This is a genomic window from Micromonospora sp. CPCC 206171 (genome assembly GCF_036906755.1).
Lineage (GTDB): Bacteria > Actinomycetota > Actinomycetes > Mycobacteriales > Micromonosporaceae > Micromonospora > Micromonospora purpureochromogenes.
This window is the reverse complement of sequence record NZ_JBAKHT010000012.1, coordinates 99,874-115,661: the sequence shown is the minus strand read 5'-3', so window position 1 is coordinate 115,661 and position 15,788 is coordinate 99,874. Positions and strand designations below refer to the sequence as shown.

General features: G+C 72.6%; 15 protein-coding genes. 12 read left to right on the top strand and 3 right to left on the bottom strand.

Going from position 1 to position 15,788, the window contains the following annotated elements:
• Positions 1–16 precede the first annotated feature (16 nt).
• From egtC to V6U89_RS16205, 6 genes are all read left to right on the top strand, one after another.
• Entirely contained in the window at positions 17–763 is a 747-nt protein-coding gene (gene egtC / locus V6U89_RS16230) for an ergothioneine biosynthesis protein EgtC (protein WP_334571990.1), read from the top strand.
• A gap of 59 nt (positions 764–822) precedes the next feature.
• A complete protein-coding gene (gene egtD / locus V6U89_RS16225) occupies positions 823–1,788 on the top strand; it encodes an L-histidine N(alpha)-methyltransferase (protein WP_334571989.1) in 966 nt (321 codons plus the stop codon).
• Positions 1,789–2,057: 269 nt separating this feature from the next.
• The gene (locus V6U89_RS16220; RefSeq protein WP_334571988.1) at positions 2,058–2,642 is read left to right on the top strand and encodes a TMEM165/GDT1 family protein; all 585 of its coding nucleotides are present in this window, start codon (positions 2,058–2,060) and stop codon (positions 2,640–2,642) included.
• Between the two features lie 38 nt (positions 2,643–2,680).
• A complete protein-coding gene (locus V6U89_RS16215) occupies positions 2,681–3,055 on the top strand; it encodes a DUF1622 domain-containing protein (RefSeq protein ID WP_334571987.1) in 375 nt (124 codons plus the stop codon).
• The gene (locus tag V6U89_RS16210) at positions 3,052–3,366 is read left to right on the top strand and encodes a hypothetical protein (RefSeq protein ID WP_334571985.1); all 315 of its coding nucleotides are present in this window, start codon (positions 3,052–3,054) and stop codon (positions 3,364–3,366) included. Before V6U89_RS16215 ends, V6U89_RS16210 begins: the two co-directional genes overlap by 4 nt.
• Positions 3,367–3,380: 14 nt before the next feature.
• Positions 3,381–3,581, top strand: a complete 201-nt coding sequence (locus V6U89_RS16205) for a hypothetical protein (protein WP_334571983.1) — start codon at positions 3,381–3,383, stop codon at positions 3,579–3,581.
• Between the two features lie 67 nt (positions 3,582–3,648).
• Here the strand turns inward: V6U89_RS16205 and V6U89_RS16200 are convergent, their stop codons facing one another.
• Positions 3,649–5,505: a polysaccharide biosynthesis protein gene (locus V6U89_RS16200; RefSeq protein ID WP_442933934.1), complete on the bottom strand. Its 1,857-nt coding sequence runs from the start codon at positions 5,503–5,505 to the stop codon at positions 3,649–3,651.
• Between the two features lie 186 nt (positions 5,506–5,691).
• On the opposite strand from V6U89_RS16200, the gene V6U89_RS16195 reads away from it, so the two are divergent.
• The 4 genes from V6U89_RS16195 to V6U89_RS16180 all read left to right on the top strand — a co-directional run bounded on the left by V6U89_RS16195 (position 5,692) and on the right by V6U89_RS16180 (position 11,233).
• Entirely contained in the window at positions 5,692–7,149 is a 1,458-nt protein-coding gene (locus V6U89_RS16195; protein WP_334571979.1) for a polysaccharide biosynthesis tyrosine autokinase, read from the top strand.
• 280 nt (positions 7,150–7,429) lie between these two features.
• Complete coding sequence (locus V6U89_RS16190) at positions 7,430–8,650, top strand: glycosyltransferase family 4 protein (RefSeq protein ID WP_334571978.1); 1,221 nt, start codon at positions 7,430–7,432, stop codon at positions 8,648–8,650.
• 201 nt (positions 8,651–8,851) lie between these two features.
• Positions 8,852–10,570 carry a DUF4012 domain-containing protein gene (locus V6U89_RS16185; protein WP_334571976.1) on the top strand — a complete coding sequence of 573 codons (1,719 nt, stop codon included), beginning with the start codon at positions 8,852–8,854 and terminating at the stop codon, positions 10,568–10,570.
• Positions 10,571–10,582: 12 nt separating this feature from the next.
• The gene (locus tag V6U89_RS16180) at positions 10,583–11,233 is read left to right on the top strand and encodes a hypothetical protein (protein ID WP_334571975.1); all 651 of its coding nucleotides are present in this window, start codon (positions 10,583–10,585) and stop codon (positions 11,231–11,233) included.
• 110 nt (positions 11,234–11,343) lie between these two features.
• Here V6U89_RS16180 and V6U89_RS30195 read toward each other — a convergent pair whose 3' ends face one another.
• Entirely contained in the window at positions 11,344–12,138 is a 795-nt protein-coding gene (locus tag V6U89_RS30195) for a GNAT family N-acetyltransferase (RefSeq protein WP_442933933.1), read from the bottom strand.
• A gap of 136 nt (positions 12,139–12,274) precedes the next feature.
• Between V6U89_RS30195 and V6U89_RS16170 the strand changes: the two genes are divergently transcribed.
• The gene (locus V6U89_RS16170) at positions 12,275–13,261 is read left to right on the top strand and encodes a DUF817 domain-containing protein (protein ID WP_334571974.1); all 987 of its coding nucleotides are present in this window, start codon (positions 12,275–12,277) and stop codon (positions 13,259–13,261) included.
• 456 nt (positions 13,262–13,717) lie between these two features.
• Complete coding sequence (locus V6U89_RS16165; protein WP_334571973.1) at positions 13,718–14,311, top strand: hypothetical protein; 594 nt, start codon at positions 13,718–13,720, stop codon at positions 14,309–14,311.
• Between the two features lie 69 nt (positions 14,312–14,380).
• Here V6U89_RS16165 and V6U89_RS16160 read toward each other — a convergent pair whose 3' ends face one another.
• The gene (locus V6U89_RS16160; protein WP_334571972.1) at positions 14,381–15,742 is read right to left on the bottom strand and encodes an alpha/beta hydrolase family protein; all 1,362 of its coding nucleotides are present in this window, start codon (positions 15,740–15,742) and stop codon (positions 14,381–14,383) included.
• Between the last annotated feature and the right edge of the window lie 46 nt (positions 15,743–15,788).

Here is a 15,788-nt window from a genome sequence, read left to right as displayed (position 1 = left end):
TCGGCGGCACCGCCTGATGTGTCGGCACCTGGCCTACCTTGGGCCTCCGCTGAGCCTGCGCGCCCTGCTGTACGACCCGCCGGACTCGCTGGTCCGGCAGTCCTGGGCACCCAGGGACATGCGCGGCGGCGGGACCGTCAACGCCGACGGCTTCGGCGTCGGGTGGTACCCAGGCGAGGGCGACCCGGTGCGCTACCGGCGGGCCCAGCCCATCTGGAGCGACGTGACGCTGCCGGCGCTGGCCGGGGTGACCCTCGCCGGCGCGGTGCTGGCCGCCGTCCGCTCCGGCACCGTCGGCATGCCCGTGCAGGAGTCCGCCGCCGCGCCGTTCACCGAGGGCCGGTGGCTGTTCAGCCACAACGGTGTCGTGCGGGGCTGGCCCGACGCGCTGGTGCCGCTCGCCGACACCCTTCCCGTGCGTGACCTGCTCACCCTCGACGCCCCGACCGACTCCGCCCTGCTCTGGGCGCTGGTCCGACACCGGTTGCGGGCCGGCGCCGACCCGGCGGAGGCGGTCGCGGAGACGGTCGCGGTGGTGTCGGAGGCGGCGCCCGGGTCGCGGCTGAACCTGCTGCTCACCGACGGCCGGACGATGGTGGCCACCGTGGCGGGGCACGCGATGTCCGTCCTCGCGACGCCGGACTCGGTGCTGCTGGCCTCCGAACCGCACGACGACGACCCGGGCTGGCGGTCGTTGCCGGACCGGCACCTCGTGGTGGCCACCTCGACCTCGGTGCGCGTGCGCGCCCTGCCGGGAGCGTGACGCCGCAGCAGTGTCGCAGGTGGAGACAGGGACGTTCGCCGAAGGAGAAGGGACACCTCATGGGCGCGGAGCCGTTGGAGATCTACCTCGAAGACCAGGACCTGGGACGCAGCCTGCGGGAGGACGTACGGGCCGGGCTGACCGCCGAGGAGAAGTGGCTGCCACCGAAGTGGTTCTACGACGCCCGGGGCAGCGAGCTGTTCGAGGAGATCACCCGGCTGCCCGAGTACTACCCGACCCGGGCGGAGCGGGCCGTGCTGGCCGAGCGGGCCGCCGACATCGCCGAGCTGACCGGCGCGAAGACCCTGATCGAGTTGGGCTCCGGCTCCTCGGAGAAGACCCGGCTGCTGTTGGACGCCTTCACCCGCCGGGGCGGCCTCGGCACCTTCGTGCCGCTGGACGTGTCGGTCAGCGCGCTGCGCCAGTCCACCGAGCAGATCGCCACCGACTACCCGGGCCTGCGGGTCCGCGGCATCGTCGGCGACTTCACCCGCCAGCTCGACCGGCTGCCCACCGGCGGGCGGCGGCTGGTGATCTTCCTCGGCGGCACCGTCGGCAACCTGCTGCCGGCCGAGCGGGCCGCGTTCCTGGCCGCGATGCGCGCGACGTTGGAGGCGGGCGACTGGCTGCTCATCGGCACCGATCTGGTCAAGGACCCGGCGGTGATCGTGCCGGCGTACGACGACGCGGCCGGGGTCACCGCCGAGTTCAACCGCAACGTGCTGCGGGTGGTCAACCGGGAGCTGGGCGCGGACTTTGACCCGGCGGCCTTCACCCACGTGGCGCGCTGGGACCCGGACCGGGAGTGGATCGAGATGCGGCTGCGGGCCGACCGGGCGATGCGGGTCCGGGTGCTGGACCTGACGGTCGACTTCGCCGCGGGCGAGGAACTGCGCACGGAGGTGTCGGCGAAGTTCCGGCCGGAGGGGATCGCCCGGGAGCTGGCGGCGGCCGGCTTCACCGTACGCGAGTTCTGGACCGACCCGGACGGCCTGTTCGGGGTGAACCTGGCCCGGGCCGACTGACCGGCGGCCGCCGTGCCGGCCCGCCGGGCGGCCTCGGCGGCCGGCGCGCGGTGACCTACGGCACCCGTCCGGGCCGGCGGCCGGCGTGATCGGTTAGGGTGAGGGCGCGAAGGGGAGTAGCCCCCAATGTCGTGGTCGACACACTGGTGCGTTCCGCATCCGGCCACGCGGCCCCACCCCGGTGGGGCGGGCGAGACCTTCGACTCAGGCTGTAGCAGCCGGGTCGAGGGCGCCCCGTACCTCCTCCCGGCATGATCGGGAAGGTTCTCATGGACGGTTTTCTTGCCGCGCTGGTGATCAGCTTCGGCGTCATCTTCGTCGCCGAGCTGGGGGACAAGTCCCAGCTGATGGCGTTGACCTTCGCCACCCGCTTCAAGCCGGTCCCGGTGCTGATCGGCATCACCATCGCCACCGCGATCGTCCACCTGGCCTCGGTGGCCATCGGTTACGGGCTCAACGCGGCCCTGCCCACCGGCTGGATCTCGCTGATCGCCGGCCTGGCGTTCCTCGGCTTCGGCGTCTGGACGCTGCGCGGGGACAAGCTCACCGAGGAGGAACAGCGCAAGGCGGAGAAGACCGGCAAGTCGGCCGTCATCGCGGTCGGTGTCGCGTTCTTCCTGGCCGAACTGGGCGACAAGACGATGCTCGCCACCATCACGCTGGCCACCAAGTACGGCTGGTTCGGCACCTGGCTCGGCTCGACGCTGGGCATGGTGGCCGCCGACGCGCTGGCCATCCTGGTGGGCCGGATGCTGGGCCGGCACCTGCCGGAGAAGGCCATCCGGTACGGTGCCGCCGTGCTCTTCGCCATCTGCGGTCTGTGGCTGATCCTGGAGGCGGTCGACCAGCTCTGACCCGGCCTAGCACCGGCGGGGGCGGGTAACGCCCCCGGGTGGACCTGGACGAGTTCCTGCGCGAGGGCGACCGCATCGCGGTCACCGTGGTGGAGATCGTCGGGGCGACCGTGATCTTCGTCGGCGCGCTCTGGGCGGCGCTGCGGATCGTGGTCGAGGGACTGCGACACCGCAGCGCCGCCGTCTTCACCCCGATCCGGCTCTCCCTCGGCCGGTTCCTCGCGCTCGGCCTCGAGTTCCAGCTCGCCGCGGACATCCTGCGTACCGCCGTGTCACCGACGTTCGACCAGATCGGGCAGTTGGCGGCCATCGCCACCATCCGGACCGCGCTGAACTTCTTCCTGCGCCGCGAGATCGCCCAGGAGCAGCGGCAGGTCGGCGAGGCCGGGACGGAGCAGGGGAGCCCGACGTGAGGGAGGGCCTCGCCGACGTGGTGACCGCCCTCGCGCTGGGCAGCGGTGCGGTCGTCCTGCTCACCGTCCGTTCCTGGCGTACCGCGCTGCGGGTGCTGCTGGACCTGCTGGTCGCCGCCGGCCTGCTCCGGCTCGCCGTGGAAAGCGGCTGGAGCGCGCTGGCGACCGCTGCGGCGATCATCCTGCTGCGCCAGCTTCTCTGGGCCGGGATCGCCGCCGGCCCGCCCGCCAGCGCACCGACTATCGACGCCGCGCTGCGGGTAAGACGATCACGGCCTACCGTGAGCGGAAGGACGCAAAAGCGAACATAGCGGGAGGATAACCCATGAGCAGGCATGACGAGCCCAACGAGTACGGCTTCGCCGGTGGCGCCACCGCTCCCGAGCCGCCGCCGGGCGGCCGGATCGACGAACAGGACCGCGCCGAGGCGGTCGCCGTGCCGGGCGACGACCTGACCGAGCCGTTCGCCGACGCGCTGGAGGAGACCGAGGGTGAAGACGGGGAGCGGGCCCGCGAGCGGCACTGACCCCGCCGTACGTCCCGGACGCCGCGGCGGCGGAGCCCCACCGGGTTCCGCCGCCGCGGCGTCGTCGTCAGCGGGGTGAGGGCAGCATCGAGGACCGCACCGGCAGGTCCTCGCAGTACGCCGCCATCCACTTGATCAGCTCGTCCGCGTCGGCGTACGGGTCGAGCCCGTGGACGTCCTCGGGGCGTAGCGAGGGCACCCGGACGTGCGAGATGAGCGGGTGCAGCGGCCGGCTGTCGACCTCGTCGACGCCGAACAGGTCCTCGTGCAGCTTCTCGCCGGGGCGCAGCCCGGTGAAGACGATCTCCGTCGGGCGGTCCGCCTCAGCGGCGAGCCGGCGCGCCACGTCGGCGATGCGCACCGGCTCGCCCATGTCGAGCACCAGCGCCTCCCCGCCGCGCCCGATGGTCGCCGCCTGGAGCACCAGGTGCACCGCCTCCTGCACGGTCATGAAGTAGCGGGTCACGTCGGGGTGGGTCACCGTGATCGGCAACCCCGCCTCGACCTGCGCCTGGAACGCGGTCAGCACCGAACCGCGGCTGCTGAGCACGTTGCCGAAGCGCACGCTGAGGAAAGCCCCGCCGACCTGTTCGGCGTAGTGGGCGGTCAGCCGCTCGGTGATCCGCTTCGAGTAGCCGAGCACGCTGACCGGGTTGGCCGCCTTGTCGGTGGAGATGTTGACGAACTCGCTCACGTCCCGGCACGCCTCCAGCACGTTCAGGGTGCCGCGGATGTTGGTCTTGACCGCTTCCCCCGGGTGCCGTTGCAGCAGCGTCAGGTGCTTGAGGGCGGCGGCGTGGAAGACGACGTCCGGCTGCCGGTCGGCGACGATCCGGGCGATGCCGTCGGCGTCGCGGATGTCGGCGAGGATGAGCTCCGGCCCGTCCAGCAGTGCCCGGCCGTGCAGCGACATCTGCAGGGCGTGCAGGGCCGACTCGTCCCGGTCCAGCATCATCAGCTCGCCCGGCTCACAGCGGGCGATCTGCCGGCACAGCTCCGAGCCGATCGAGCCGCCCGCCCCGGTGACCAGCACCCGCCGGCCGGCCAGGCCGTTGCGCTCGATCATCAGCTCCGCCACCCGCTGCGCCCGCCCCAGCAGGTCGGTGAGTTGCAGGTCCCGTACGTCGGTGGCCCGCACCGGCCGGTCGAGCAGCTCCCGGACCGGGGGGAGCACCTTGAAGGCGGCCCCGGCCTGCAAGGTCCGGCGGCGTACGTCGCGCATCAGCTCGGCGTCCGAGCCGTCGATCGAGAAGATGACCGTGGTGGCCCCGGTGCGGCGTACCGCCTGCTCGATCTGCTCGCGGCCGCCCAGCACCCGGAGTCCCTCCAGGCGCAGCCCCTGCCGCTCGCGGTCGTCGTCGAGCAGGCCGACCGGCAGGTAGCTGCCGTCCGGGTCGCCGACCAGCACCCGTACGAGGCGTTCGCTCGCGGCGTCGACGCCGTAGATCAGGGCCCGCTCCGCGCCCTGGACCGGGCGGTCGTCGCGGTCGCGCCGCCACCGGTAGCCGGCCCGTCCGCCGGCCATCACCAGCAGGGCCACCGCCCCGCCGGTCACCGGGACGCTGGCCGGTACCGGGCGTTCGGTGAGCGTCGCCAGGGCGGCCAGCATCACGGCGGCGGCGAGGAGGGTGGTCAGGGCCAGGTCACGGGCCTCGCCGATGCTGCCGATCGGGTGGCGGCCACGGGCGGTGGAACGCACCTGCTCGATGGCGGCGTGGACGACCGCACACACGACGGCGGTGCCCAGTGCGAGGGCGCACTGCCGGGGCGTGAGGCCGAATTCGTACCTGGCCCAGGCGGCGACCATAAATCCAGCGCACCATGCGCCGGTGTCGAGCGTTAGCAGAGACAGGGTCTTCGCACGTCGGGTGACCCAGTCACGTCGCGGGATGTTCGTGCCGGCCAGGGAGGCTGCATCGTCCATTGGTGTCCTCTGCGTTTGTTGCCTGATTGCGAGGATTCAGGTCTCTGGGGATGTTCGATGGCTTACATTCATTTGGTCGTGTCTCGGCAAGCTTGCGGCGAATAGATCCTGTCATGGCGTTTGGGAAGTATTGGGGGATTTCGTGCAGTTTCACCGGCTAGTTGTCCCGGCGGAACGGAGAGCGTGATGGACGTACGCACCTGCCTGCGCCTGATCCGTCGACACTGGTGGATCGTCCTGGTCACGCTGATGGTGGCGATCGGCTCGGCCGCGCTGATCACGGTCCGCACGCCACCCCGGTACGTGGCCTCCGTGACCTTCTTCGTCACCACGCCGAGCCAGGGCGTCACCGACGCCTACCAGGGCGGCCTCTTCCTTCAGCAACGCGTGAAGTCCTACGCCGACCTGCTCCGCAGCGACCGCCTGGCGCAGAGCGTGGTGGCGGAGACGCCGGTCGGCCTCACCGCGGACGACGTCCAGCGGCGAGTCAGCACCTCCACCGAGACCGGCACCGTGCTGCTGCGCGCCACCGTCACCGACACCGACCAGACCCGGGCGATGAAGGTGACCGAGTCGCTCGCGGCGAAGTTCGTGGAGCTGGTGCAGAAGGTCGAGACGCCGGCCGAGGGCCGAGCCGCGCCCATCAAGATCGAGGTGGTCGGCGGCCCCCGGGTGAGTTCGAGCCCGGTTTCCCCGCAACCCACCCGCAACCTGATCGTCGGCGGCCTGGTCGGGCTGCTGCTCGGCGCCGCGCTCGCCGTGCTGCGCGGCCTGGTCGACGTCCGGCTGCGCGACGCCGCCGGGCTGCAACGGGTCACCGGCAGCCCGCTGCTGGGCGAGATCCCGTTCGAGGCCGGCGCGAAGGCGGCGCCGCTCATCGTCGGCGATGCGGCGACCTCCGGCCGCGCCGAGGCGGTCCGCAAGCTGCGGACCAACCTGCGGTTCGTGGACGTGCACGAGCCGGCCCGGGTCATCGCGGTCACCAGCGCCCTGCAGGGCGAGGGCAAGACAACCATGTCCTGCAACCTGGCCATCGCGCTGGCCGAGGCGGGCTGGCGGGTGCTGCTGGTCGACGCCGACCTGCGCCGGCCGAAGGTCGCCGACTACCTGGGCCTCGACGGCGGCGTCGGCCTGACTGACGTGCTCGTCGGCGACGTGCAGGTCGGCGACGTGGTGCAGCGCTGGGGCGACAAGTCCCTGTTGGTGCTGCCGAGCGGCTCGGCGCCGCCGAACCCGAGCGAGCTGCTCGGCTCGAAGGCCATGGCGGACCTGCTGCTCGCGCTGCGCGAGTCGGCGGACATCGTGGTCATCGACACCGCACCGCTGCTGGCCGTCACCGACGGCGTGGTGGTCGCCGTGCAGGCCGACGGCGCGCTGCTCGTCACCCAGCAGGGGCGCACCTCGCGGAGCCAGGTCGCCGCGGCGGCCCAGTCGCTACACGCGGTCTCGGTACGCCTGCTCGGCTGCGTGCTGAACATGACCAAGGTGGCCAAGGCGGACGCCTACCAGTACGAGGCTTACCGGATCACCAGCACCGGCGCGCATTCGGCCGCGGGCAAGGCCTCGACGGCCCGCCGGACCGAGTCGAACGAGGCCGAACGCGTCACGGACCACACGCAGGAACTCACCCGGCTGCGCCGATGAGTGCCACGACTGGTCGCACGGCCCCTTGGATCTCGTCGGGGCAGCGCCGGAGGTCGAGCGGCCTGCCGCCGATGGGATCACCGAGATCGTCCGCGTCCGGGGCGGCTGGTCGCAGCCGTCCCCGGGCGCGGACGGCAGCCCGCACCACCGCGCGCAGCGGCGCGTCGACCCGTTCCGACAGCGGGTCGGCCGTTGCCGCGAGGATGCCGGCCTCGTACGTGGCGGCGGCGCCGGGTTCGCCGGCTGCCGCGCCGGTCCCGCCGCGGAGGGGGACCCACTGATGAAGATCGGTATCCTGTCGTACCACTTCCCGCCCGAACCGGCCTTCATCCCGGGCAGCCTCGCCCAGGAACTGGCCGCCCGCGGGCACGAGGTACGGGTGCTGACCGGCTTCCCCGACTATCCAGGCGGGCACGTCTATCCGGGCTGGCGGCAACGCTGGGGGCACCTGACGCGCAGCGAGCGGCTGACCGTGCGACGGGTGCCACGGTACGCCGGCGGCGACCGCTCCACGGGCGCCCGGATGGCCAGTCATCTCTCCTTCGCGGGCAGCGTGGCGATGGTGGGACGCCGCTACCTGGCCGACGTCGACGTGCTGTACGTCTTCCAGTTCCCGGCGACGACGTTCGCCGCCGCCGCGTTGATGAGGATGCTCGGCCGGGTGCCCACCGTCCTGCACGTGCAGGACCTCTGGCTGGAGGAAGACGTGGTCGGCGCGCAGCGGCAGCGCCGGCCGGGACGGACCGCCAGCACCATGCGTCGGGTGCTGCGCGAGGCGGACGCCCTGGCCGTCACGGCCCCGTCCATGCGGGACATGGTGCTCGCGGACGGGGTCGACGCCGACCGTGTGCGGGTGGTGCTCAACTGGACCGACGAGCAGATCTTCCAGCCGGTACGACCCAGCCACGCCGCGCAGGGGTTCGTCCGGCGCGACGGCCGGTGCGTGGTCATGCATGCCGGCACGATCGGGGTACGGCAGGGGCTCGAGACGGCGGTCCGGGCGGCGGCGGCGCTCGACGGTCGGACGGACCTGGTGCTGGTGGGCTCGGGCGCGGAGGAGCGGCGGGTGCGGGGGCTCGCCGCCGAGTTGCGGGCGGAGAACGTCCGCTTCGTGGAGCGCCGGTCGCCGGTCGACATGCCGGAGCTGTACGCGGCCGCCGACTACCAGCTGGTCATGCTCCGCGACCTGCCCGAGCTGCGCGGCACCGTGCCCGGCAAGCTGCAGGCCGCGCTCGCCTGCGCGGCGCCGGTGATCGCCTCCGCCGGCGGGGACACCGTGGAGCTGGTGGAGCGCGCGCGGGCAGGGCTGTCCTGCCCGCCCGAGGACTGGGCCACGCTGGCTGACCGGTTCTGGCTCGCCTCGACCATCCCGTCCGCCGCGCGCTCGGAAATGGGGCGGCGGGGGCGCGAGGCGTACCTGCGGGACATGTCGCTGCGGGCGGGCGTGGACCGGGTCGAGGACCTGCTCAACCAGGTGGCCCTGGCCCGCCGCAGCCGCTGACCACTCGAACGATCCTCGCAGAACGCCTTTTTGGGGCGGTAAAGCCGCGAAAACCGCAGGTCGGCCTGGTTATTCATGCTAGAAAATGGACGAATCATCATTAGTGTCCGTTTCGAAGTGGAGACCGGTGTGACCGAGAGCGGTGAGTCGCGTCGCGGCCGCAGGCGCCTGCGGCGACGGACCAGGGCACGCATTCGGCGGGTGTCGCTCGTCGGACTCGTGGTCGGGTCCCTGCTCCTGGCCGGCTCCGGATGGGTCGCCTTCCGGGGCTGGCAGGCGCGGGCCCACCTGCTCAACGCCGCCGGTCTCGCCCGGGAGTTGAGCGCCCAGATCGTCGGCGGGGACGCCGCACGGGCCCAACGCACCCTCGCGGCGCTCCAGGAGCAGGCCGGGGCCGCCCGGGACGCCACCGGCGACCCGGGCTGGTGGCTGGGGCAGCGCTCCCCGTACGCCGGTGACGACCTGGGAGCGGTCCGCCAGATCGCGGTCGCCATCGACGACCTCGCCCGGCGCGCGTTCCCCACGCTGGTGCGCACCGACCTCGCCACCCTGGTGCCGAAGGAGGGACGGCTGGACGTGGCGCGGCTGCGGGCCGTCTCGACCGAGCTGGCCGACGTGAACGCCGCGGTGCGGCAGACCCGTACCCGCCTCGACGCGGTGCCGACGACCAACCTGGTCGGACAGATACGCACGGCCCTGACCGACCTGCGGGCGGAGATCGACCGGCTGGCCGGCCTGACCGGAGCGGCCGACCAGGGGGCGAAGGTGCTCCCGGCGCTGCTCGGGGCAGACGGGCGCCGCACCTACCTGCTCGTCTCGCAGAACCCGGCGGAGCTGCGCGCCACCGGCGGCATGTGGGGAGCGTACGCGGTGATCCGTGCCGACGGCGGTCGGGTGGAGATCGTCACCCAGGGCAGCGCGGGGGTGGACCTGAGGCGGTTCGATCCGCCGGTCGCCACGCTCCCGGACGAGATGCGCCGGCTCTACACCGACCTGCCCGCGATCTATCCGGCGGACGTCAACCTGACCCCGCACTTCCCGACCGCGGCGAAGCTCTACCGGGAAATGGTCCGGCTCCGTACCGGCACCACTGTTGACGGTGTGTTGGCGGTCGATCCGGTGGCGCTGTCGTACCTGCTGGCCGCGACCGGCCCGGTCGCGGTGCCGGGCGGGCCGAAGCTCGCCGCCGACACGGTCGTCCGCACGTTGCTCTCCGAGACCTACCAGAGCATGGGCCTGAAGGAGCAGGACGCCTACTACGCGGCGGCCGCCGCCGCCGTCTTCGACGCGTTTCTTGCCGCGAAAGTCAACCCAAAGGCTGTTTTGTCCGCTTTTGACCGCTCTATAGCGGAAAAAAGGATATTGTTCTGGAGTGCCCGGTCAGGAGAGCAGCACATCCTCGGCGAAAGCCAGGTGAGCGGCATCCTGCCCGAGCGCGAGACGGTGCCCAGCGTCGGGGTGTTCCTCAACGACGGCAGCGGCGCGAAGCTCGGCTACTACCTGAAGCCGACGGCGCAACTGACGGTCGGTGAGTGCCAGGGCGAGGGCCGCCGTCAGCTGCGCCTGCGGTTCAGCCTGCGTTCCTCGGCGCCGACGTCCGGCCTGAACAGGTCGGTGCTCGGTCTCGGGAAGGCCGGCGACCCGTACACCATCCGCACCCTGGTGTACGTCTTCAGCCCCGCCGGCGGTGCCGTGGTGGGCGCCCGGATCGACGGGGCGGACGCTGCCCTGGGCAGCGGCACCGAGCGGCGCCGGCAGGTGGGCGTGGCGAACGTCGAGGTCCCGCCCGGGGCCACCCGGACGCTCGACGTCGACCTGCTGACCGGCAGGAACACCGCCGGTACGCCCGAGCTCTGGCTCACCCCCACAGCCACCCCATGGACCACCCAAGTTGTTTCCGCACCAAGCTGCAACCAGTAGGAGGAGACCACCATGCGGCTATCCCGCATCATCATGGCGCTCACGGCCGGCCTGGCCGTCGTGCTGGCGCCGACCGCGGCGGGGGCGGCGCAGCCGCAGCCGGCCCTTGGCGCGCCCCAGCCACCGCCCGACGACTACGTGCCGAAGCCGGGCTGCCTGAAGGTGAACCGGACCACGATCAAGATCGGCGAGACCGTGGTGCTCAGGGGCACCGGCTTCGGTCCCAACCAGACGGTCGACATCGACGTGAGCCTGACGCCCCTCGCCGCCTCCATCCCCGGTCAGGCGCCGGCCCGCCGCAGCGACGGCAGCACCGTCGCGATGGCGGCGGTGGCCTTCCCGCAGCCGGCCCCGGGGAACCTCACCGCGGAGACCAACGCGGCGGGCCAGTTCACCGTGTCCTTCCGGCCGACCGAAATCGGCAATTACACCTTCACCGCGGCCGGCTGCAAGTTCAGCGCCTTCCTCAAGGTGCTGCCGAGGAAGAAGCACGACGGGGGGCACGACGGGAGGCACGACGGGAGGCAGCTCCCCGTCACCGGTGACAGCATGGGCACCCCGCTCAAGGTCGGCGGCGGTCTCGTCGGCGCGGGGGCGGTCCTGATGCTGGGCAGCCTGGTCTGGCGCCGGCGCAACCGCTTCGGCATGGGGTCGCCACGCTGATCCCGTACGCCGGGCAGGGCCCGGAACAGTGAGGACGGGCGCCCGTCGGAGGAATCCGACGGGCGCCCGCACGTGTTCCGGCGCTCACGGGCGCAGGCCGGTGCGCCCGGTCAGGGCCGGACGCCCGGAGACCCGTCGTCGGCCGGCAGTGGCACCGTGAGCACCCGGGCCACCGGGCGGAAGCCGGCCTCGTCGTACATCCGGCGGGCCGGATTGCCGTCCGCCACCGACAGCCCCACCCGGGGCAGCCCGGCCGCACGCGCCCCGCGCAACGCGTGGCCGAGCAGCGCCCGCCCCAGCCCCCGCCGCTGCGCCGCCGGCGCCACCCCGAGGTTGAGGATCCAGGCGCACACGTCCTCGATCCACGGCACGGGCCCGGCGGCGAGCACGTGACCGGCGCTGCGACCGTCCGGACCGATCACCCGCGCCGAGGCCGGCAGCAGCGGTGGGACCGGATCGGCCCGCTCGAACATCCCGCGCACCTCGGCGCTGTCGCTCGGTTGCCACCGCCCGTCCGGGTGGTCCGGCCCGTACGCCGCCACCAGCCCCTCGGCCAGGTCGTCGTCCCACCCGGCCGGTGCCCAGGACCAACCGGCGGGCAGCGGCACCAACTCCGGCACGTCGGTCAGCTCGTGCCGCATGTCCGTGGCGGCCCGGCGCAGCATCAGACCCCCGGCGACCAGCGCGCCGGCCAGGGCGTCGTCCGGCGTCTCCAGCCGCGCGCCGGCGAGGTCCCGACGCGCCTGGGCGGCGAGCACCCGCACGTCCGCTCCCGGCAGCGGCGTCACCTCCCCGGCCACCCGTTCACCGTCGTCGTCGCGCAGCCACAGCCGGGCCAGCGGCGTGCCGTCGTCAGTGCTCAGCAGGTGCCCGGTGGATGCTTCGGGGTCGGGGTGCAGCGGCATCACCGCACGGTAGTGGCGGGACGGGCGCCTGCTCCACCGGATTCGCCGCGACTCCGGGCGACCGGGCCCGGCGTGATTCCGCCGCGGCACCCCGCCGGTGCCGGCTGAGCTGCGCCGGCACGATAGCGTCGCGGCGATGCGTACCCCTTCCGGACCGGCCACCCTGACGACGGCCGAACGCGCGATCGATGCCCGCTTCCGCGCGATCCTGGCCCGGCTGCCCCGGCGCGGACCGGCCGGTTGGCTGACCGAGTTCGCGGTCTTCGGCCTCAAACAGGCCTGGGCGTGCGTGTTCGGTGGGGCGATGCTGGCGGTCATCTTCGCGGCGCACCTGTGGTACCCGGAGGACGCGCCGCTGGCCCGCAACGACGTCCTGACCCTCGCCGCGGTCGTCATCCAGATCGCGATGGTGGCCGGCCGCCTGGAAACCCTGCGCGAACTGCGGGTGGTGGTGCTGTTCCACCTCGTCGGCACGGCGATGGAGCTGTTCAAGACGCACGTCGGCTCGTGGTCCTACGCGCCCGACGGCGTCCTGCGGCTCGGCGCGGTGCCGCTGTTCAGCGGCTTCATGTATGCCGCGGTCGGCTCCTACATGGTCCGGGTCAACCGGCTGTTCGACCTGCGTTTCGTGCGCTATCCGAGGCGCTGGGCGACGGCTGTCGTGGCCGCCGCGATCTATGCCAACTTCTTCACCAACCACTACGTCCGGGACGTGCGATGGCTGCTCGTCGCCGTCGTCGCTCTGGTGTTCGGGCGCTGTGTGATGCAGTTCCGCATCTTCCGGTTCCGGTGGCGCATGCCGCTCCTGCTGGCCTTCTTCCTCGTCGCCGTCTTCATCTGGCTCGCGGAGAACATCGCCACCTGGTCGCATGCCTGGCTGTATCCCAGCCAGTTGGGCGGTTGGCACCCGGTCTCGGCGACGAAGCTCGCGTCGTGGTTCCTCCTCATGATCATCTCGGTGGTGCTGGTCACCTGGATCTCGCCGCCGCAGCCCCCCGACGACCGGTCGCCGGTCGCCGCGGCGGACGCCGACCGGGCGCAGCGTCCCCCGGTATCCCCGGTGCCAAGCGGCCCGCGGAACGTCGCCACCGGCCCGGGCGGTGACGGGCGGCGCGAGAGGTAGGCCGCTGCCGCCTGTTCCCCACCGGGCGTCTTCGGGGCGGCTGGGCGTCCCCTGCGGCGGTGTCGTCGCCGTCCGCGATGTCCGATCCCGCGCGGGGTGTCCGGATCCGCTCGCTGGCGATGTCCGGTCTCCGGGTTGCCGCGCGCGCTGTCCGGTGACCGGCGGCACCCCGGCGACGGAATGGTGGCGGGGCCGGGGTCGTTACATCCTCCGTACGACCGCAGCAGCAACCCCGCTGGCTGGCCCGATGACATGGCCGGCGCGGGATGCGAGCCCCCGGAATGACGGTGAGCCCCCGGTCGTTACACATGGTCCCGGCGCCACGAGCCCCCCGCTCGCGATGACCTGCCGGGCAGAGACTTTTTCCCTGTGATCTTTTGAGCGCCCTGTCGTGGTGCTTGCGCCCGTGCTCGACCCCCGTCGAGTCGTGGCGCCAACCCCCGGAGGAGCTATCCCATGAACACGATGATGCGTAAGAGCATTCTCGGTATCGCTGGTCTGGCCGTCGCCGGTGGTCTCGCCGCCGGTCCGCTGAACCACGGCACCACCGACACGGTCGACACCCGGGCCGCCGCCGTCGCGCTGCGGGCGGACAAGCCGGCCGTGGACAAGGGCAAGCTGATCCCGCACGGCGTGCAGGGCAAGCAGTCCCGCATCGATGTGGGCGACGAGCAGACCGACAACGTCAAGGCGATCATCGCCGCGACGAAGAAGTCGGGCATGGACGAGCGCGCCGCCGTGGTCGCGATCGCCACGTCGCTGCAGGAGTCGAAGCTGGAGAACCTGGGTCACCTGGGTGACCGCAACGACCACGACTCGCAGGGCCTGTTCCAGCAGCGCCCGTCCTCGGGTTGGGGCACCGTTGAGCAGATCACCGACCCGGAGTACAGCACGATGGCGTTCCTCAAGGGCCTGAAGCAGGTCGACGGCTGGCAGGACATGCCGCTGACCGAGGCCGCCCAGACCGTGCAGGTCTCGGCCTACCCGTTCCACTACGCGCAGTGGGAGCGGCAGGCTGCCGACCTGGTCGCCGAGCACTGGAACAGCTGACCGCACCTGAACGACACGCTGGCCGGCACCCCCGAGCGGGGTGCCGGCCAGCGGCGTTTCCGGGTCCGGTCAGGGGCACGTGGAGTAGAGCCGGCGGGTGCCCACGCCGGCGGCGTACGCGGCCCGGTCGCTGAACCGGCAGCCGAAGTCCGCCGCCGCCACCGCCTTCGGGTCGGCGACCGCGTCACCGCCGGGTCGGGCGCCGGTGCGTACCCAGGAGACCAGGTCGTCCCAGGCGGCGCCGGCCTCGGTCGGGGTGAACTCGCAGTGCTGGCTGGCCCGGATGGCTCGCTGCACGACCAGCCGGCTGCGGCCGTGCCACGCCGCGTCGCGGGCGTACGCCTGCTCCATCGAGAACGGCACGAACAGGTCACCCAGGTCGTGCAGGCTGAGCACCGGGGCGGTGGGCCGCCCGGCGATCCGCGGCACCTCGGTCAGCGTGGGGGAGAGCCGCTGCCGGACGTTCTCCGGCGCGACCCGCTGGACGGCGGCGTTGACGTTCACCGGCGTGTTCGGCGTGTAGCGGGTGAGCAGGTTGGTGGCGAGCTGTCCCGGCCGCTGGGCCGGGGAGTCGCCGCCGTTGGTGGTGCTGATCCCGAAGAGGAAGTCCTTCCAGACCGCGAAGGCCCGATCGGCGCCCGGACGCGGGCCGCCGGAGCGGTTGATGACGATCTCCCGGAACTGCTTGCCGCGTTCGTTGGTGGTGTCCGGCCCGGTCGGGGTGAGCCCGGCGAGGCCGAGCGCGACCTGGATCCGTGGCACCGCGTTGGTCAGGTAGTCCGCCGGGGTGGGGTAGGCGGGCACCCCGGCGAGGGCCTGCGCGACCAGGTTGTAGTCGAGGAAGAAATCGAGGAGCTGGTGGTCGCCCAGCACGCCGCACATCGGCAGCGCCCCGTCGTAGTAGCCGGGGTACTGCTCCAACGAGCGGCCGATGATGTAGCCACCCATCGACACCCCGGTCAGGTACGTCCGGTGTGGCCGCCGCACGGTGCCGGCGAAGAGGTCGGCCAGCTCCCGGGTGCTGACCACACCGGAGCGGATGTCGAAGCCGTTGGTGGAGTACGACGACGCCGCCCAGGCGTACCCCTGGTCCAGCAGGCGTTGCCGCAGGCCGTAGTTGGGGGTCTCCGGGGAGAGCACGGTGGTCTGGCCCCGGTAGCCGTGCGCCCACATGACCAGCTCGCCGTTCCACGCCGGCGGGATCTCGATGATGTAGCCGGCGTGCCGGTGCACCCCCTGCCGGACGGTCGACGGGGTGCCCCGCACGTCGAGCGGCGCGAGCGGCGGGTTGCTGATGGTGTAGCCGGGGAGTGGCTGGGAGCCGTCGCGGTCGGCGGCGGCGGGTGCCGCGCCGGCCAGCCCGACGGTCAGGGCGAGGGTGGCGCCGGCGGCGAGCAGGCGGCGGACGAGTCGGGTGGATGAGGACAGCATCGATGCTCCCCCGGGGACGGTGCCGCCCCAGCGTGCGGGCGGCCAG